Origin of the sequence: Umezawaea sp. NPDC059074, from assembly GCF_042738955.1 — a bacterium.
In the GTDB taxonomy this organism is placed as follows: Bacteria; Actinomycetota; Actinomycetes; order Mycobacteriales; family Pseudonocardiaceae; genus Umezawaea.
Map to the genome: position 1 here is coordinate 1 of NZ_JBHYHC010000169.1, position 18,495 is coordinate 18,495.

General features: G+C 70.0%; 17 protein-coding genes. 7 read left to right on the forward strand and 10 right to left on the reverse strand.

The window, feature by feature from the left end:
* The coding region (locus tag ACFWW9_RS41470; protein WP_390388338.1) for a hypothetical protein at positions 1 to 312 on the forward strand (312 nt) is incomplete at its 5' end.
* Here the strand turns inward: ACFWW9_RS41470 and ACFWW9_RS41475 are convergent.
* The 4 genes from ACFWW9_RS41475 to ACFWW9_RS41490 all read right to left on the reverse strand — a co-directional run bounded on the left by ACFWW9_RS41475 (position 302) and on the right by ACFWW9_RS41490 (position 3,324).
* Positions 302 to 652 (reverse strand): alpha/beta fold hydrolase, encoded by a 351-nt coding sequence (locus ACFWW9_RS41475; protein ID WP_390388340.1) that lies wholly within the window; start codon positions 650 to 652, stop codon positions 302 to 304. The two genes, ACFWW9_RS41470 and ACFWW9_RS41475, sit on opposite strands and share 11 nt — an antisense overlap.
* Positions 649 to 1,041 carry an alpha/beta fold hydrolase gene (locus tag ACFWW9_RS41480; RefSeq protein ID WP_390388342.1) on the reverse strand — a complete coding sequence of 131 codons (393 nt, stop codon included), beginning with the start codon at positions 1,039 to 1,041 and terminating at the stop codon, positions 649 to 651. Before ACFWW9_RS41480 ends, ACFWW9_RS41475 begins: the two co-directional genes overlap by 4 nt.
* A 79-nt stretch (positions 1,042 to 1,120) precedes the next feature.
* Entirely contained in the window at positions 1,121 to 2,743 is a 1,623-nt protein-coding gene (locus tag ACFWW9_RS41485) for a vWA domain-containing protein (RefSeq protein ID WP_390388344.1), read from the reverse strand.
* Between the two features lie 197 nt (positions 2,744 to 2,940).
* Positions 2,941 to 3,324: a hypothetical protein gene (locus ACFWW9_RS41490; protein WP_390388346.1), complete on the reverse strand. Its 384-nt coding sequence runs from the start codon at positions 3,322 to 3,324 to the stop codon at positions 2,941 to 2,943.
* A gap of 222 nt (positions 3,325 to 3,546) precedes the next feature.
* Between ACFWW9_RS41490 and ACFWW9_RS41495 the strand changes: the two genes are divergently transcribed.
* The gene (locus ACFWW9_RS41495; RefSeq protein WP_390388348.1) at positions 3,547 to 5,151 is read left to right on the forward strand and encodes an HNH endonuclease; all 1,605 of its coding nucleotides are present in this window, start codon (positions 3,547 to 3,549) and stop codon (positions 5,149 to 5,151) included.
* Here the strand turns inward: ACFWW9_RS41495 and ACFWW9_RS41500 are convergent, their stop codons facing one another.
* The 6 genes from ACFWW9_RS41500 to ACFWW9_RS41525 form a co-directional block, all read right to left on the reverse strand.
* On the reverse strand, positions 5,152 to 5,694 hold the full coding sequence (locus ACFWW9_RS41500) for a hypothetical protein (RefSeq protein WP_390388351.1): 543 nt from the start codon (positions 5,692 to 5,694) through the stop codon (positions 5,152 to 5,154). It lies immediately after the preceding gene.
* Positions 5,691 to 7,034, reverse strand: coding sequence for a hypothetical protein (locus tag ACFWW9_RS41505; protein WP_390388354.1), 1,344 nt, complete (start codon positions 7,032 to 7,034; stop codon positions 5,691 to 5,693). The genes ACFWW9_RS41500 and ACFWW9_RS41505 overlap by 4 nt, the downstream gene beginning before the upstream one ends.
* On the reverse strand, positions 7,031 to 7,822 hold the full coding sequence (locus ACFWW9_RS41510) for an ABC transporter ATP-binding protein (RefSeq protein WP_390388356.1): 792 nt from the start codon (positions 7,820 to 7,822) through the stop codon (positions 7,031 to 7,033). Before ACFWW9_RS41510 ends, ACFWW9_RS41505 begins: the two co-directional genes overlap by 4 nt.
* 11 nt (positions 7,823 to 7,833) lie before the next feature.
* On the reverse strand, positions 7,834 to 8,634 hold the full coding sequence (locus tag ACFWW9_RS41515; RefSeq protein WP_390388359.1) for a zf-HC2 domain-containing protein: 801 nt from the start codon (positions 8,632 to 8,634) through the stop codon (positions 7,834 to 7,836).
* Positions 8,631 to 9,179: an RNA polymerase sigma factor gene (locus ACFWW9_RS41520; RefSeq protein WP_390388372.1), complete on the reverse strand. Its 549-nt coding sequence runs from the start codon at positions 9,177 to 9,179 to the stop codon at positions 8,631 to 8,633. Before ACFWW9_RS41520 ends, ACFWW9_RS41515 begins: the two co-directional genes overlap by 4 nt.
* Positions 9,180 to 9,915: 736 nt before the next feature.
* Positions 9,916 to 10,947: a LacI family DNA-binding transcriptional regulator gene (locus ACFWW9_RS41525; protein ID WP_390388362.1), complete on the reverse strand. Its 1,032-nt coding sequence runs from the start codon at positions 10,945 to 10,947 to the stop codon at positions 9,916 to 9,918.
* Positions 10,948 to 11,060: 113 nt separating this feature from the next.
* Between ACFWW9_RS41525 and ACFWW9_RS41530 the strand changes: the two genes are divergently transcribed.
* From ACFWW9_RS41530 to ACFWW9_RS41550, 5 genes are all read left to right on the forward strand, one after another.
* Positions 11,061 to 12,140: an ABC transporter substrate-binding protein gene (locus ACFWW9_RS41530; RefSeq protein WP_390388364.1), complete on the forward strand. Its 1,080-nt coding sequence runs from the start codon at positions 11,061 to 11,063 to the stop codon at positions 12,138 to 12,140.
* Between the two features lies 1 nt (position 12,141).
* Positions 12,142 to 13,653: a sugar ABC transporter ATP-binding protein gene (locus ACFWW9_RS41535; protein WP_390388366.1), complete on the forward strand. Its 1,512-nt coding sequence runs from the start codon at positions 12,142 to 12,144 to the stop codon at positions 13,651 to 13,653.
* A 5-nt stretch (positions 13,654 to 13,658) separates the two neighbouring features.
* On the forward strand, positions 13,659 to 14,615 hold the full coding sequence (locus ACFWW9_RS41540) for an ABC transporter permease (RefSeq protein WP_390388375.1): 957 nt from the start codon (positions 13,659 to 13,661) through the stop codon (positions 14,613 to 14,615).
* Positions 14,616 to 14,668: 53 nt separating this feature from the next.
* A complete protein-coding gene (locus ACFWW9_RS41545; RefSeq protein ID WP_390388377.1) occupies positions 14,669 to 15,610 on the forward strand; it encodes an ABC transporter permease in 942 nt (313 codons plus the stop codon).
* A gap of 61 nt (positions 15,611 to 15,671) precedes the next feature.
* Positions 15,672 to 18,431: an AbfB domain-containing protein gene (locus ACFWW9_RS41550; RefSeq protein WP_390388369.1), complete on the forward strand. Its 2,760-nt coding sequence runs from the start codon at positions 15,672 to 15,674 to the stop codon at positions 18,429 to 18,431.
* The last annotated feature ends 64 nt before the right edge of the window (positions 18,432 to 18,495 follow it).

Genomic DNA, 18,495 nt, shown 5'->3' on the forward strand with positions numbered 1-18,495 from the left:
GCCGTGGAGCTGGACCGGGACAGGTTGTTGGAGTTGCTGGAGTCGGACGGTCGGATGGTCGTGCGGAACGCCGCGTACCGGTTGCTGCGGCAGAGCGGGGTGTGGGTTCGGCTGCTGACCGCTCTCCGGCTCGTGGCGGTCGACGACGAGCTGCGGACACGGGCGTTGGCGGACCTGCACGACTGGGTGAGCGCGCGAAGTGCGACGGCCTACACGCCGCCGAACCCGGCGGAACTGCGGCAGGCGTTGCGGGCGGCGGAACCGCACCTGCCCGCGGGACTGGAGCTGTGGGTGCGGTTCGTCATCGGATGAAGTCCTCGATCAGCGCGTTCACCTCGGCCGGGTTCTCCAGGCCGGCGAGGTGGGCGGTGTCGTCGAGGACGACGAACGTCGCGCCGGGGATGGCGTCGGCCATGACCCGCGTCTCGGCGACGGGGAACGTGGCGTCCTCGATGCCCGCGACCACGAGGACCTTCGCGCGGATCTCGCCCGCGAGTCGGCGCTGGTCCGGGCGGTGCGGCACGACGCTGGTGACGGCCCAGCGCGCGGAAGCGATGTCCAGGCGCTTCAGAGCGGCCTCGATCGTCCCGACCACCTCCGGGCGGTAACCCCTGGTGGTGGGGCCGACGAAGGCGTCGACGACGGGCTTCACGAGCGGGCCGCGGGGGACACCGTGCAGTTCATCAGCACGGCCGTGCGGACGCGGTCGGGGAACTGGGCGGCGAAGGTCGCGCCGATCATGCCGCCCCACGAGTTGCCGACGAAGTCGGCGGTGTCCGCGCCGACGTGGTCGAGGACCTGGACGACCACGCGGGCGCACTCGGAGAACTCGAACAGCCGGGTCAGGGGTTCGCTGCCGCCGTGACCGGGCGGGTCGACCAGCACGACCCGGTGCGTGGCGGCGAAGTGCTCGGCCTGGGCCGCCCACATCGTGCCGTCCATCAGCAGGCTGGGCCAGAACACGACGACCGGGCCGTCGCCGCCGACCCGGATCCGGATGCGGCCGAGCACGGTCGGCACGTCCTGCTCCACGAGGTCCATCGGCGGAGCATCCAGCAATCCAACCGGTCGGTCAACAGGGAGGGGCGGACCCGGCAAGCTCCGCCCCTCCCCGCCGCTGCTACTCCACGATCACCTGGAACTCGACGCCGCCGATGTCCCCGGTCTCGTCGAACTGCACGACGTGCTGCACGAACTCGCCGCGCTGCTCACCGGTGAACGACAGCTTCGTCTCGAACCTCTCGCCCGCGTTGACCAGCAGACCCGAGACGCGGCTCTGCCGCGGATCGGTCAACTGGAGCGCCGTCTCGCCGACCTGCTTGACGCCGACACCCTGGCCGCCGCCCTGCCTCCACCGCTCGAACAGCCGCGGCCCGAGGTCGATCACCAGCGTGCCCGCGCCGATGAACGGCTTCTCCGGGCTGGTGACCACGAGGTCGGTCTTGATCGCCTTGTCGGTGCCGTTGCCGACGGTGAACGGCGCGTCGCCGACCTGACCGGGCTTCACCCGGATCGTGTCGATGTTGCGCCAGGCGATGTTGTTGTTGTTCTTGGCGTTGAGCACCGTGTTGGACACCTCGGCGAACGTCATCGGGTCAGTCGCCGACACCCACCGCGCGAGCAGGCAGAAGTGACCGGGACCCGGCACGTTGACCCACGGGATCTTCACGACCGTGACGCCCGCGGGCACCGTGACGCTCTGCTGGCCGATCGCGGTCCAGTTGCCGCCGGTGGTCGGGTTCCACACCGCCGCGCCGCCCTGCGCGGTGTAGTAGACCTTCAACGTGCCCAAGCCGGTGCCGCTGCCGTACGGGCCGGGGTTGTGCAGCTTGACGTGCACGTAGCTGGTCGACCCCACGACGGGCTGGCCGCCGGGGCAGTCCGCGGTCGTCGGGCACACCTTGATGTCCGGGCTGCTCCACACCGAGCCGTTCGGGTTCGTCTCGATCCCCGTGTCGGACGGCTGGTCGTGCATGAACACGTCGGTCTGCTTGCAGTCGCTCAGGAACCGCTGGATCGCGGTCGCGGTCCCGGAGCCGTCCGGCTGCGCCTGGAGGTAGGCGCCGCCGGTCGTGGTGGCGTAGTTCTGCATGATCGGCACGATCGTCGGGCTGTAGGTCGACGACGTGGGCACGTACACGGCGGAGATCTTGATGCCGACGCCGAGCGCCTCGGTCGCCCGCGCCGCCGCGTTCGCGTTGTCCGTGCCGACGGTGTAGGTGTCGTCGAACCCGCCGGGCCGCGCGTCGGTGACGAGCACGACGAACTTCGTCGCGTTCGACCGCCACACCCCGGAGAAGTTCCCCGTCTGCGGCCGCCCGAGCGCGGGCAGTCGGTTGACCGCGGTGTTCACGGCCTCGTCGGACGCCTCCGGCTCACCGCCGCCACCGCCCGCCGCGAGCGTGTTCGTCACGTAGTTCGTGACCGCCGCCGCGTTGCCCGGCGCGAGGTCGTTGACCACGTTCACGGTGTCCTTGAAGGTGACGAGCCCGAACTGGTAGTCGCCGCCCGACGCCGTGACGACGTCGTTGACGATGCTGTTGATGCCCGCCTTGAGGTTGGTGATCGTGCCGCCCATGCTGCCGGTGTCGTCCAGCACGAACGCCACGTCCAGCGGCCCGCACCGGCTGGGAGCCGGCGCGGGGGCCGCCGTGGTGGCAGGGGTGAGGGTGACGGTGCCGAGCACGGCGAGCGCCGCGCAGGCCAACGCGCCGAATCGTCCACGATGACGAACGGAATCCATCAGTCGATCTCTTCTCACTCGGGCGACCGGGTGCAAGGCCCGAATCGCTGCTCCGAACGCGATCGCTGTGCGACCACGTCAGGCGGATGAGGGAGAAGAACGGGAAATACCGGCGAATACCCTTTTGGGGATCGGATTCCGAAATGGTATATCCCGGCTGATTCGTATGAATGGACTGTTCGGTCTACGTTATTCCATCAGACGATGGTGAAGCACGGCAGACCGACGCTGCTGTCGCTCTGGAACCCCTCCACGCAGATGCGCGTCTGGCTCGGGAAGTGCTGCTGCGGGTAGACCCACCCGCGGTATGTGGTGAACGCGCCGACGTCCTCGGTGTGCGTCCACTGGCTCCACCCGCTGGTGCTCCACACCCGCGCGTTCACCCGACCAGGCCTGTTCTGCGTCCAGACGGACACCTCCAGCCTGCCGACGTACGTGCCGTCGTCGTAGGACTCGACGCACACCTGGTTGTTGCACCACTTGCCCGAAGCATGAGCAGGCGAGGCGACCCCCGTCACCACACCGACCGCCGCCGCCACGACCAGCGCGACCGACCCCAGTTTTCGCCGTGCCCGTTCCATTGCGTAGCCCCGTTCATTTTTCGGATTGCTTTCGGGGAAAAGGTAGCATTCGGAGTAGGGGGAGTGGGCTGATCGGGGACAGGTTCGCCCGGTCCGTGCGAAATCGGCACGGACAGTTGTTGCCGAAGGGACCGATATCGCTCTGGTGGGTGACTAAAGCGGTTCCCCCGCCCCACGGGGGCAGCGAACCCGTAGTTGTTGACCATGTGTCAACGTGTGCGGGTGCGCGCAACGGATGACGACGGGGTCGAGCTCAACGCCAGGTACGACGTGGTGCCGGACGGCGACCACCTCGCCCTGGTCCTGCACAGCGCGGGCGGTGGCGTCCCACCCCGCAACCGCGACTACGTGCCCGCGCTGCGGCTGCTGCTCGGACGGCTGCGCGACCTCCACGCCGTGCTGGTGGGCGCGTTCGTGGACTCGGACAAGGTCCAGCACCTGCCGGAGGCGGAGCGTGCGCTCATCAGCGCCCCGGTCGAGCTGGCCGAACGCTCCGACATCGAGCAGCTGCGGCTGGAGCTGACCAGTGCCCAGGGCGGGATCGGCCAGCCCGAGGGGGCGCCGAAGAAGGGCAACAACAGCAAGAAGATCCGCCTGCGGTTGGACGTTCCGGGGTTCCACCCGTCGGACGCCAAGCAGCTGGAGGCCGACTTGGCGGGGAAGACGGCGGACTCACCGCAGGCGACGCTGGACCGGGTCGCGCGCCGGGATCTGCTGGTGTCCCTCGCGAAGCTGGGGTCGGCCGAGCCGGTGGCGTTGTTGTGGGCCATTGGTCACCTCGCGGCCGGGCACGAGCGGGTGTTCGAGTGGGCGGAGTTCAGCGAGGGCGTGGGGCCGCTGCTCGTGGACTTCGGGCGGACGACGCCCGAGGTGGCGTACGGGGCCCTGTGCGCGAGGCCCGACCTGTGGGAGGGGACCGAGGCGCACGGCGGGTTCACCCGGCGCGCGGCGGACCGGCTGGGCAACCGGAGGTTCCGGGCGCAGGTGATCGACGTGCTGCGCCGCGACGGCGTGGTCGACGACTTCGACCGGCTGCTGGCCGAGGTCGGCCTGGCGGACTACGACGCGCCGCAGCCGACTGCGCTGGACGTGCTCCTGCCCCTGGTCGGCCTGCCGCTGACCACCGTGGACGGCAAGCCCAACCGGATTCTTCGCATCGAGGGTGACACGGTCCTGGTGGCCACCGGCCGGTCGCCCGAGGGAAAGCCGGTGCCGATCGGGTTCGTCCAGGAAGGGCTGGACCTGTTGCGGGAGAACGGTGTCCTCGGGATCAACACCCAGGAGCTGAACCACCGCAGCGCTTTCGTCGGCGCAGTGCTGAAGACGTTGCCCGGAGCCAAGGCGTCGACCCGGCCCGCCATGATCACCATGACCGGCCCGGTCACGCGGCCGAAGGCCGAGGACCCAACGTTCGCCGTCCTGGATGGGAAGACGGAGGGCAAGTACCGCAAGGAGCAGCGGGCGTTGCGCCGGATCCTGGTGGGGGAGCGGGAACGGGCGGAGTGCGCCCTGTGCGGCCACGATTTCCCGATCGGGATGCTCGTGGCCGCACACGTGAAGGACCGGGCCAAGTGCAGCAGCGAGGAGCGCAACGACCTGAGGAACGTGGCCATGCTCGCCTGCGCAGTCGGGTGCGACCACCTCTTCGGGAACGGGTACCTCGCGGTCGACGAGTCCGGGCTGGTGGTGGTCGAGCCCGCCGAAGCGGAACGCGAAGGCAGGCTCGGCGACCACCTGCGCAGCGTGCGGGGGCGGAAGTGCGGGGCGCACCGGCCCGAGTCGGCGGCGTACTTCGCCTGGCACCACGCGAACCGGTTCTCCCGCTGACTACCTGCGCACCGCGTAGGCCGTGGTGCCTGCCACGGCGAGTACGACGGCGGTCCACGTGGCGGCTGGGGTGTCTGCTGGTTGGAGCATCCAGGTTGCCACGCGGGTCGCGGTGTCGTCTGTTGGGGGGATGAAGGCCGCTACGGCGAACCAGGCCGTTGGTGGGGCCCAGGCGTAGGTGCCGCCGATGGTGGTGGCGGCTATGGCTGCCAGGCCTGTCAGGCCCGCGCTGTCGCGGATGACGACGGTGGTGGGGGCCAAGTCGGTGGTGAAGGCCAAGAGTGGGGCGGCCGCGGTGGTGGCGATGAAGAGCACGTGGGCCGCTTTGCGGGGGAGCCAGCGGAGTGCGGCCGTGCGGTCGAGGTGGGGGTCCTGGCCGGTGAGGCCGGTGGAGAGGACCGCGATGGTGGCGATCAGGGCCAGGGCCGCGATGCGCGGGTTCGGTGGGTCGGAGATGGACCAGACGGTGAACGTGGTGAGCAGGGCCGCCGCCACGGCCAGGGGGATTTGGCGGGAGCGGGCGTAGAGGGTCAGCCATCTCATCGGGTCAAGGCCTCCAGTTGTTCGCCCTCGCAGGTGAGGCCGATGTGGCGGGCGGCTTCGACGCGGGCCAACTGCTCTGGTTCGGGCAGGGCGCGGAGGGTCGCCCACGCCTTCTCGGCGTCGGGCATCGCGGCCGCGCTGAGGACCTTGCTGCCCGCCAACGGCTTCAGCTCGCCGGTGAAGTAGGCGGCGGTGACCATGCGGGCCGCGTGCTCGCGGTCCACGACGGGGCCAGCGGTGTTCAGGTTGTAGCACGGTGCGACGCCCGCGCCCGCCACGAGGAACCGGGTCAGCTCCGCGCCGGTGGGCTTGGCGGGCCGCCACTCGTCGAAGTCGACGGTCACGGCGTCCGCGGCGCGCGGGCGTCCGCCGAAGATCGGGACCTCGCCGGTGAACTCGCGGACGGCGGTCGGCGCGTCGGGGAGCTTCGACAGCATCCGCAGCGCTTCGTCCGCCGGGCCCTTGAGGTCGGCCAGCCGCGCCTCGTGCATCCGCGACGTGCACACCGCGCCCCGGCACACCTGTTCGGCGGCCACCGGGTCGACGACGTACGTGTCCGCCGCGGTGGACGGCAGGACGGCGAGCGCGAGTGCGACGCCCAACGCCATGGGCAGGAAGGCGACCAGGCGGGTGCGCAGGGTGGAGGCGGTCATCAGCAGGACGCCGGTCACCGCCAAGCCGGCGAGCCAGACGGCCTGGCCCGCGGTCGCGGCGGTGGAGACCGTGAGGAACACGTTCTTCATGGACTGCAACGCGGGGGAGAGCAGGGCCACCTGGTTGGGGATGCCGTTGCCCTCGATCGACAGCGCGATCATCGCCACCAGCGAGGCCAGCGACAGCAGCGGCGGGACCAGTCGGGCCGGGAACGCCCGGCCGATGCCCAGCCCGAACCACGCGCCCGCCACCAGGCCGAGCACGCCCACCAGCGCGTTGGGCAGCCAGGCGAGGCCGAGGTAGCCGCTGTGCGCGAGCGCTTGCACACCGCCGAAGACGAGCAGCGCCAGGTAGGTGAGGACCAGCAGCAACGCGAGGGCGAGGCCGGTCCCGGCCACCCGGTGCAGCGCCGGGCGCGGGGTGGAGGAGAGCAGTTCGGTCATGCCCGACCGGTGGTCGCGCCGACCTTGCAGCGCGCCCGCGCCGATCGCCAACGGCCACAGGAACACCAGCATGAACCGCGTCCAGTGCGACGTCGCGGCGAGCTGCTCGGTCCAGGCGATCGGGCCCTTCGTCCACGGCGCGCCGGAGAGGTGCAGCATGCCGAGCGCGATCAGCAGCAGGAGCCCGCTGACCCACGGCGCCACCGAGCGCCGCACTTCGATGCCGAGGATCCGCCGGGTCACCAGCTGCCCCTTCCCTGGTTCAGCAGCGCGGAGTAGCCGCGTTCGATGGGGCTGTCGCCGACGTGCTCGGAGGTCCCGGCCGCGGCCAATTGGGCGGGCGTGCCCTGGAAGACGAGCTTGCCGTCGGCGAACAGGACGACGTCCGTGCACGCGGCGGCCACGTCCTCGACGAGGTGCGTGGACACGACGACGCAGGTGTCCGAGCCGATCTCCTGGAGCAGCTCGCGGAACCGCAGCCGCTGCGCCGGGTCGAGGCCCGCCGTCGGCTCGTCGAGCAGCAGGACGCGGGGGTCGTTGACGATCGCCTGCGCGATCCCCGCCCGCCGCACCATGCCGCCGGACAACGTCTTCATCCGGTCGTCGGCGCGGTCGGCGAGCCCCACCCGTTCCACGGCCCGCTGCACCGCGGCCGGGACGTCCCGCTTCGGCATCTCCTTGAGCCACGCCATGTACTCGACGAACTCGCGGACCGTGAACCGGCGGTAGTACCCGAACTCCTGGGGCAGGTACCCGATCCGGCGGCGCAGCTCGCGCTGGTCGACCCGGCCCCCGACGGCCTTGCCGAGCAGTTCGAGCTCGCCACCGGCCGGGCGGAGCACCGTCGCCAGTGCCCGGATCAGGGTGGTCTTGCCCGCGCCGTTGGGCCCGAGCAGGCCGTGCACGCCCGTGCCGAGCGACAGGTCGAGCCCGTCGACGGCGATCTTGCGCGCCCCGGCGCGGACCTTCAGCCCCGTGGCCTTGATCTCCCACGCGTAGGTCGTGGGTGCGGTGTCCACCGCGTTGGTCATCTCGTTCCCCTTCATCGACGTGCGCCCAGGTCCGTGTAGGCGCTCCGGCGAGCGACCACGACGAGCGCCCCGAGCACGCAGAGCGCGCCCCACACGGGAAGTCCGTTCTCGTGCAGGACGAAAGGCGGTTGGTCCAGGACCACGGTCGGCGCGACGATCACGGCCACCCACACCGCGATCAGCCCGACGGCCGCGCGGGTGATGCCGACGAGACCGCCGAGCGCGAGCGTGGCGGTGGTGAACGCCAGGCACGGCAGCAGCCAGAGCGCGGTGGCCGAGTCCCACCCCGAGATGGCGACCAGCGTCGGGATCACCACCAGCAGCACGGCCACCGTGCGGCGCAGCAGGAGGTACAGGCCGGCGCGGGGCGTGGACGCGACGATCTCGTGCATCGGGTCGAGGGACTTCGCCCACGACGCCGCCACGCCGAGCACCGGCAGCACGGGCGCGACGAGCAGCACCAGCGAGATCTGGTCGGGCGACTGGGAGAACCGGTCGAACGCCAGCGCCAGCAAGGCCACCATCGTCGTCATCGCCAGCCACGGCACCATCGCCGGGGTGACCCAGGCGGCGAGCACGCGGGGCAGGTGTCGGCGGCGGCGCGGTTGGGGCAGCAGTTTCGGTTCCAGGTCGGCCCACACGACGTCGACCAGTGCGGCCGTCGACCCCTCGACGACGTCCGCCAGCCTGGCGCGGCACGCCGCGCACGACTCCAGGTGGGATTCGACCGCCCACACCTCGTCCGCCGGGATGTCCACCTCGCCCCGCGCGTAGCGGCCGACCAGCCGCTCGCTGGGGTGTTCGACGGTCATGTCAGCGCCTCCCGCATCGCTATCCGGGCCCGGCGGGCACGGGTCTTGACGGTGCCCTCGGGCACCCCGAGCAGGACCGCGGTCTCCCGGACGGAGAGCCCGTCGAGCACCATGGCCTGGAGTACTTGCCTCAGTTCCGGAGCCAGTCGTCTGAGGGCATCGCCGACCTCGTCGCCTACTAGGTGGTCTAGGACCTCGTCCTCCGCTGCCGTGGCTGGTTCTGGGGCCGCGGCGGTTGGGGGGACGGCGTGGTGGGCTCGGCGGCGGAACGCGTCTATCAGGCGTCTCGCCGCGATCGTCCACAGCCAGCCGACGGCTGTGCCGCCCGCTGTTGCTCCGGCGAAGGCGTGAGCTGCTCGCCAGACGGAGAGGTAGGTCTCCTGCATGACCTCGGCGATGATCTGGTCATCGGAGCAGCGGCGGCGCAGGCGAACGGCTATCCACGGTGAGGTGCGTCGGTAGAGCTCCTCGAACGCGGCCCGGTCGCCCTTGGCGACGAGCCTGACGAGGTGCTCCTCGTCGAGGTCGCTCGGTCTTGTCCGGATTGGTCCCACACCCCGCTAGACGCCGGATCTCGGTGGAAGGTTCTTGAGAGGCAGTGGCATGGGTCACATTCTGGGTGGGGCGGGTTCACTCGAACCGGTTACCTGGGAGGGGCGGAAATGTCGGACCCCGGTCGTAGCGTGTGCGTCGGGGGGTTCTGCACGATGGGGGACGCCTGGTTTGGGCTGGTCAGGGGTGGTGGCGAGGGGGCGCGTCAGGGGTCGGGGCTAGGGGCGGACGGCAGTCTGAGGGCTGGGGGGTGAGCCGGGGCAATGCGTGGGCCAGGGCTGGAGCTGGGGGCTGGGCAAGGCCGGGGGCGGGCGGAGATAAGGCGCTGCCGCTGGCGTTGACTCGGCGTCGGCCGGGGGCGGGGGGCAGCCCGGTGTGCTGGTGCCGGGTGAACCGGTGTGCGCTGCCCGCCGGTCGGGGAGTCGCTTGGTGGGTCCGCGCTGTTCGTCGTGATCGCAGCTTGGTCGGGACCGGGTTCTCGGCGGGCTTGGCGGTTACATGTAAGAGAGGTGCGGCTGCCGGTTCCAGCGGAGGCGGTCGACACCCCGCTCGCTCAAGTATCTCTATGCCCGTTTTGGTTTGTCAAGGCGGGAAAGATGCCTTGACAAACCAAAACGGGCATGAGGACGCTTCGGATCGGGGTGGCGCCCTTGGTTTGGGTGTCTGGAGGCTTGCGTGCTTTCGTTTGGGCTGTGGGGGCCCAGGTGCGTTGCTGTGTGCCTGTGTCTACTACCGGGTGCTTTCCCGGACTTCTAGGGAGAACGGGGTTTGTACGTCTTCTGGGGCTAGGTCTTGGCCGCCCTTGATGCGGCGGCGGATCAGGTCTACCGCGCTGTGTGCGATTGCCGCCTTGTCGGGGGCGATCGTTGTCAGTGACGGCATGCTGTAGGCGCTTTCCTCGTTGTTGTCGAAGCCTACGACTGCCACGTCTTGTGGTACGCGGATGCCGTGTTCCGCTGCTGCTCGTAGTGCGCCGATTGCGAGTAGGTCGTTGAAGCAGAAGACCGCGTCTGGTGGTTCTGGTAGGGACAGCAGGTGGGCCATGGCTTCTGCGCCGTCGCGGCGGTGGTAGTTCAGGGCCTGGACGATGTACTCGTCTCGTACCGGGAGGTTGGCGTCTGTTAGGGCCGCGCGGTAGCCCTCCAGGCGTTGGGTTGCTGTGCCGCGGTACGGGTGGGCGCCGATGGCGGCGATTCTGTGCCTGCCCAGATCGACCAGGTGCTTGGTGGCGACTGTGGCCGCTAGGACGTTGTCGATGCCCACGTGGTCGATCGGCACGTCTACCGAGTGTTCGCCGAGCATGACCACGGGGATTCCTGGGTCCAGCTGGTCGAAGTCGCGGGCGTGCAGGGCTTCGGGGCTGACGATCGCGGCGTCGATCATGTGCGGGCCCAGTGCTGCCAGAGTGGCGCGCTCGCGTTCGCGGGTCCCGAGTGTCTGTTCGATGAGGACGTTCCACTCGTGTTCCTGCGCCGCCTCCAGCACCAGTCCGGCCATCTCGCCGAAGTAGGGGATGCTCAGCTCGGGGAGGACGAGTGCTAGGGAACCGGTCCGGCCGCGGCGGAGGTTGCGGGCTCCGATGTTCGGGCGGTAACCGGTCGTGGCCAGAGCTTCCTCGACGCGGCGGCGGTTGTCCGGTTTCACGAACTCGTAGCCGTTGACCACGTTCGACACCGTCTTGACCGACACACCGGCGAGCCTGGCGACGTCCTTGAGCGTGGCCAACAACGGCCTCCCATCGGCGTCGGTAGTTGGGAACATCACGAATCCTATCTCGTTCCCCGGGGTCTTTACAACGTTGTACCAACGATGTAAATCTGTCACCGGTCCCGTCTCAGTGACGGGGCTCACGCCGTCCGACCGAGGAGCCACCGATGTCCACGCCGCCCGTGCGCCGAACCAAAGCCGCCCTACTCGCGGTCACCACGCTCACCGTCGCGCTGACGGCCTGCACCAGCCGAGAAGCCGAGAACACCAGCCAGTCCAGCGCGGGCCCCGCGGCCTCCGCGGCGGCCTCCCAAGCATCGGGCCCCGGCTGCACGCTTGACAAGACCGGGTACCCGAAGGTGGACGTGAAGTCCGCGATCGTCGGCTTCTCGCAGTCGGAGAAGGAGGCGAACCCGTTCCGCATCGCCGAGACCCAGTCCATCAAGGACGAGGCGGCGAAGCTCGGGATCGCGTCCGACAAGCTGCTGGTCACCAACGCCCAGAGCGACCTGAACAAGCAGATCAGCGACATCAAGTCCATGTTGGACCGGGGCGCGCAGCTGCTGATCGTGGCGCCGCTCAACTCCGACGGCCTCCAGCCCGCGCTCGACGCGGCGAAGGCGAAGAAGGTCCCGGTCGTCACGATCGACCGCAAGGTGACCTCCACGCCGTGCACCGACTACCTCACGTTCATCGGCTCCAACTTCGTGGAGCAGGGCAAGCGCGCGGCCGTCGAGATGGTCCGCGTCACCGGCGGCACCGGCAAGGTCGCGATCCTGCTCGGCTCGTCGGGCAACAACGTGACCACCGACCGCACCAAGGGCTTCAAGGACGAACTGGCCAAGACCACGGGCCTGTCCGTGGTGGCCGAGCAGACCGGTGAGTTCGACCGCTCCAAGGGCCAGGCCGTCATGGAGCAGCTGATCCAGTCCAACCCGGACATCACCGCCGTGTACGCGGAGAACGACGAGATGGGCATCGGCGCGGTCACGGCGCTCAAGGCCGCGGGCAAGAACCCCGGCAAGGACGTCAAGATCGTCTCGATCGACGGCACCAAGAACGCCGTGCAGCTCGTCGCCGACGGCGGCTACAACGCGGTCGTCGAGTCCAACCCGCGCTTCGGCCCGCTGTCGTTCAAGGTCCTCCAGGACTTCGCCGACGGCAAGGAGATCAGCGCCAACGTGGTGATCTCCGACGACCAGTACGACGAGACCAACGCGGCCTCCAAGGTCGGGAACGCGTACTGACGTGGAACCGGTGCTGGAGGTCACCGACGTCGTGAAGGAGTTCGTCGGCGTGCGAGCGCTCGACGGGGTGTCGTTCGCGGTGCGGCCGGGGGAGGTGCACGCCCTGGTCGGGGAGAACGGCGCGGGCAAGTCCACGCTGATCAAGGTGCTCACGGGCGTGCACCGCCCCGACTCCGGCGAGGTCCGGCTGCGGGGCGAGGTGGTGTCCTTCGACCGCCCGGTGCGGGCGCAGGAGGCCGGGATCTCCACGATCTACCAGGAGGTCAACCTCGTCCCGCTGATCAGCGTGGCGGCCAACGTCTTCCTCGGCCGCGAACCGCGCAACCGGTTCGGGCTCGTGGACTGGGCGCGGATGAACCGCGACGCCAAGGAGCTGCTGTCGGGCTACGGCATCGACACCGACGTGAAGCGCCCGCTCGGGACGCTCAGCGTCGGCGCGCAGCAGATGGTCGCGCTGGTCCGGGCGGTGTCCACGGACGCCGACGTGGTGATCATGGACGAGCCGACGTCGTCGTTGGAGCCGCGCGAGGTCGAGACGCTGTTCTCGGTCGTCGAACGGCTGCACGAGAAGGGCATCGCGGTCGTCTACGTCAGCCACCGGATGGACGAGCTGTACCGGATCTGCGACCAGGTCACGGTGCTGCGCGACGGGAAGATGGTCCACACCGGGCCGTTGAACGACCTGTCGCGCATCGAGCTGGTGGCCATGATGCTCGGCCGCAGCGTCAGCGACATCCGCGAGCACGGCGCTACCGCGTTCGGCGAGGACCACAACGCGGGCAGGGAACCGCTGCTCGAGGCGCGGAACCTGGCCAGCGGTGTGCGGCTGTCCGACGTGTCGGTGTCGATCCGGCCCGGCGAGGTCGTGGGCCTCGCCGGGCTGCTCGGCTCCGGCCGCACGGAGACCGCGCGGGCCATCGTCGGCGCGCTGCCGCTGGACGGCGGCACGGTGCTGGTCGGCGGCAAGTCGCTGAAGTCCGGCGACGTCGGCGCGGCGATGCGCGCGGGCGTCAACATGCTGGCCGAGGACCGCAAGGCCGAGGGGATCATCCCCAACCTCTCCGTGCGGGAGAACATCGTGCTCGCCGCGCTGCCCCAGCTGTCCCGCTTCGGCGTGGTCAGCAGGGACAAGCAGGACAGGATCGTCGACACCTTCGTGAAACGCCTGCGCATCAAGGTGTCCAACCCCGACCAGCTCGTGTCGGAGCTGTCCGGCGGCAACCAGCAGAAGGTCCTGCTGGCCCGCTGGCTGTGCACCAAGCCCAAGGTCCTGCTGCTCGACGAGCCCACCCGCGGCATCGACGTCGGCGCCAAGGCCGAGGTGCAGGCGCTGATCGACGAACTCGCCCAGGAAGGCTTGGCCGTGCTGCTGATCTCCTCGGAGATGGAGGAACTGCTCGACGGGGCCGACCGGCTGGTCGTGCTCAAGGACGGAGCGGTGGTAGGGGAGCTGTCCGGCGACGACCTGACCCAGGACAAGGTGCTCGCCGCCATCGCCGGGGAGGCGCCGTGACCGCGGTGACGGCGACGGCGGGCGGCATCGACCGCGCCCGCGTCGCCCGGTGGCTCCAGGAGTACGGCGTCTACGTCGCGGTCGTCGTCCTGCTGCTGTTCAACGTGTTCTTCACCGCGAACTTCCTGACGCTGGGCAACTTCCGCACGCAGCTCGTGCAGGCCGCGCCGGTCTGCATCGTGGCGCTGGGCATGGCGCTGGTGATCGGCACCGAGGGCGTCGACCTGTCGGTGGGCGCCGTCATGGCGCTCGCCGCGTCGCTCATCCCGCTCTACCTGGGCGCCGGGCCGATCCCGGCCATCGCCATCGGGCTGGTGGTGGGGCTGGCGGCGGGCACGTTCAACGGGTTCCTGGTCGCCCACCTGGGCATCCAGCCGATCGTGGCGACACTCGCCCTGCTGGTCGGCGGTCGCGGGCTCGCGCTCGTGATCGCCAACGGCCAGCTGGTGCAGCTGCACGACCAGGACTTCCTGTACCTGGGCACCGGCGACCTCGCGGGCATCCCGATCAGCGTGTGGATCGCGGGGCTGCTGTCGATCGTGATGGCGCTGCTGGTCGGGCGGACCACGTTCGGCCGCAGGCTGGTCGCGATCGGCGGCAACCGGACCGCCAGCTCGTTGGCCGGTCTGCCGGTGAAGGCCGTGCTGGTCGGCGTGTACGCGATCTGCGGCCTGCTCGCGGCCGTGGCGGGCATCCTCGCGACCGCCCGGCTCAGCGCCAGCGACCCGGCCGACATCGGGATGCTGATGGAGCTGTCCGCGATCACCGCGGTGGTCGTCGGCGGCACGGCGCTGACCGGCGGCCGGGTGCGGATCCTCGGCACGGTGTTCGGCGTGATCCTGATGCAGCTGGTGCGCGCCACGCTGATCAAGCACAACCTGCCCGACTCGACCGCGCAGATGGTCCAGGCCGCGATCATCGTCGTCGCGGTGTACGTCGCCCGTGAACGGAGCACCCGTTGACCGCCGTGATCGCCGATCCCCCGGACACCGCGGCCGCCACCCGCCGCGAGCTGATGACCGGCGTCCTGCAACGGCAGGGCGCGGCCATCGCGCTGGTGCTCGTGGTGGCGGTCGCGTGGTTCTCGTTCCCGCGCTTCGGCAGCCTGGACAACCTTCGCGACCTCGCGTTGCAGAGCTCGTTCCTGGCGGTGATCGCGCTCGGCATGACGTTCGTGATCATCACCGGCGGCATCGACCTGTCCGTCGGCTCGGTGTACGCGCTGGGTGGCGTGCTGGCGGCCTACGGCTCCCAGTACGGGTTCCTGGTCGCGCTGGCGCTGCCGCTCGCGGTGTGCGGGCTGATCGGGTTCGTCAACGGCGTGCTGGTGGCCAGGACGAAGATGGCGCCGTTCATCGTGACGCTGGCGTCGCTGCTGTTCGCCCGCGGCCTGCTGCTGGCGATCACCGACGAGGGCTCGACCACCTACCGCGTGCCGTCCGACTCGGCGTTCATCGAGCTGGGCCGCGGCACGATCGGCGGCTTCGGGTACCCGGTGTTCATCGCGGTCGTCCTCTGCGTGATCGGCGCGGTCGTGCTGCGCCGCACCAGGTTCGGCCAGTCGGTGTTCGCCACCGGCGGCGCGGAGCAGTCCGCGCTGCTGATGGGGCTGCCGGTCGCGCGCACCAAGATCACCGTCTACACGATGAGCGGGGTGCTGTCCGGTCTGGCGGGCGCGTTGACCGCCGCCTACCTCCAGTCCGGCGTCACGGTCATCGGCGTCGGCACCGAGCTGGACGCCATCTCCGTCGTCGTCATCGGCGGCACGCTGCTGACCGGCGGCGCGGGCACGGTGCTCGGCACGGTCATCGGCGTGGGGCTGCGCAACGTCATCCAGAACATCATCAACCAGATCGGCACCCTCGACAGCAACTACCAGTCAGTGGTCAGCGGCGCGTTCCTGCTCGTCGTCGTGATCCTGCAACGGTCCCTCGCCCGAACGAAACCCCGGAGATAGGAGGTCCCGGCCCCACCCCGCTCGGCCCGGCTGCGTCCCCTGCGAAGTCTTGGAGCCAACGATGTCCTCCTTCCGACGCGTCCTGAGCGTCGTCACCGCCTTACTCGTCGCGACGACGACCGCCATCGCCATCGCACCACCCGCTTCGGCCGCCACCTGGCAGCCGAAGCCCTTCCAGCTCACGACACCCTGGACCGGCCAGGTGTCGCCCACCAACGCCCTGCCCGAGTACCCGCGCCCTCAGCTCGTGCGCTCGGAGTGGTTGAACCTCAACGGGGTCTGGGAGTTCGCCGGGGCCCCCAACCTCGACTCGCCGCCCATCGGCCGCACGCTGGCCGAGGGCGTGCTCGTGCCCTACCCGATCGAGTCCGCGCTGTCGGGGATCAAGCGGCACGAGGACAACATGTACTACCGCCGCACGGTCACCGTGCCGACGGCGTGGAACGGCCGTCGCGTCAAGCTCAACTTCGGGGCCGTCACGTGGGAGACCCGCGTGTGGGTCAACGGCGTCCGGATCGGCGCGACGCACACCGGCGGCTACGACGCGTTCTCGATCGACATCACGTCGGCGTTGAAGTCGGGTGAGAACGAGATCATCGTCGGCGCGCGCTCGACCGTCGACGGCGGCCTGTACCCGATCGGCAAGCAGCGCAAGAACCCCAGCGGCATCTTCTACACCGCCGCGTCCGGCATCTGGCAGACCGTGTGGCTGGAACCGGTGAACGCCAACAACATCACCCGCCTCGACACCACGCCGGACGTCAACGCGGGCGTGCTCGACCTCGTCGTGCAGGGCACAGCGGGGATGCAGGCGCGGGCAGAGGTGCTGAGCGGTGGCGCCGTCGTCGGCACCGCGACCGGCGCGATCGGGTCGCACCTGCGGGTTCCCGTGCCCAACGCGCGGCTGTGGTCGCCCGACGACCCGTTCCTCTACGACCTGCGGGTGACCCTCACCGGCACCGGGGGAGGGGACGCGGTCACCGGGTACTTCGGCATGCGGTCGATCGGCAAGGCGATGATCGGCGGCGTGCTGCGGCCGACGCTGAACGGCAAGTTCGTGTTCCAGCTCGGCACCCTGGACCAGGGCTACTGGCCGGACGGCATCTACACCGCGCCGACCGACGCGGCGCTCAAGTTCGACCTGGAGCGCCAGAAGGCGTTGGGCTTCAACATGGTCCGCAAGCACATCAAGGTCGAACCGGCCCGCTGGTTCTACCACGCGGACAAGCTCGGGCTGATGGTGTGGCAGGACATGCCCGCCCTCGACTCGATCGACGACACCCCCGTCGCCAGCCACGCCAACTACGAGTCGGAGCTGCGCCGGATCGTCGACCAGCTCAAGGGCATCACGTCGATCGTCCAGTGGGTCCCGTTCAACGAGGGCTGGGGCGAGTACGACAACGGCCGCATCGTCGACCTGGTCCGCTCGATCGACAACACCAGGCTGATCAACCACAACTCCGGCTCGAACTGCTGCGTGTCCGACCCGGAACCGTCCAACGGCGACATCATCGACGACCACGCCTACCAGATCTCCACCGGCACCAGGCTGCCCACGGCCACGCGGGTCGCGGTGCTGGGCGAGTTCGGCGGCCTGGGCAGGCGGATCACCGGCAGCGAGTGGCAGCCGGGAGCCGGGTTCGCCTACGGCGCGCTCTACCCCGACGAGTCGTCGCTGACGAACCGGTACGTGGACATCACCAAGGAGGTCGGCAAGTTCGTGCACACGCGCGGGCTGTCGGCGTCGGTCTACACCGAGCCGTACGACGTGGAGAACGAGATCAACGGCTTCTACACCTACGACCGCCGGGTGTTGAAGATGACCGAGTCGCGGGTGCGCGAGGTGAACCAGCGGGTGCTGGCCCTGGCGCGCGGCACCGAGGTCGGCCGCGGCGAGCTGGTGTCGCTGCGGGTGACCACGACCGGGTACACCGACCGGTTCCTCCGGCACTCGGACGGGCTGGCCCGCACGGACGTGATCAACGACGCCAGCTCCGACGTGGCCAAGCAGGACGCCACGTTCTGGGCCCGGCCGGGGCTGTCCAACGCGGCCTGCCTGTCGTTCGAGTCGCGCGACTTCCCCGGCAGGTTCCTGCGCCACTCGAACTTCCGGGTGCGCAACGACCCCAACGACGGGTCGGCCGGGTTCGCGGGCGACGCCACGTTCTGCGCCCGTGAAGGGGCGGGCGGCTCGCAGTTGGAGTCGGCGAACCTGCCCGGCTACTTCCTCCGCCACTACAACGAGGCCGTCTACGTGGCCCGCTCCGGCGGACCGAACCCGTGGGACGGCGCCGGGAGCTTCGCGGCCGACACCACGTGGGCCGCGTCGACCGGGATCTGGCGCAGCGGCGCGGACCTGCCGCTGGACCAGGCCAGGTCGTTCCGGGTGACCACACCGGGCTACACCGACCGGTACCTGCGCCACGCCGACGACCTCGCCCGCACGGACGTGGTCACCGACACGAGCGCGGTCCTGCTCAAGTCCGACGCCACGTTCGTCGTCCGCCGAGGCCTGGCGGACCCGACGTGCTACTCGTTCGAGTCGCGCAACTACCCCGGCCGCTACCTGCGGCACGCGGACTTCCGGGTCCGCCTGGCGGCCAACGAGAACACCGACCTGTACCGGAAGGACGCGACCTTCTGCGCCCAACCGGGAACCGGCGGTGTGCGCCTCGCGTCGGTGAATGAGCTGGGCACCGCGATGAGGCACTACGCGGAGGCCGTGTACGTCGCGTCGAGCGGCGGGGCCCACGTCTACGACAGCCCGTCGTCCTACGACCAGGACACGAGCTGGTCCGTGGCCAACCCCTGGGCCCCTTAGGTCCGGGAACCGACCCGGTGGTGGGGGGGGGGGGGGGGGGCGCCCCCCCCCCCCCCCGCCCGGC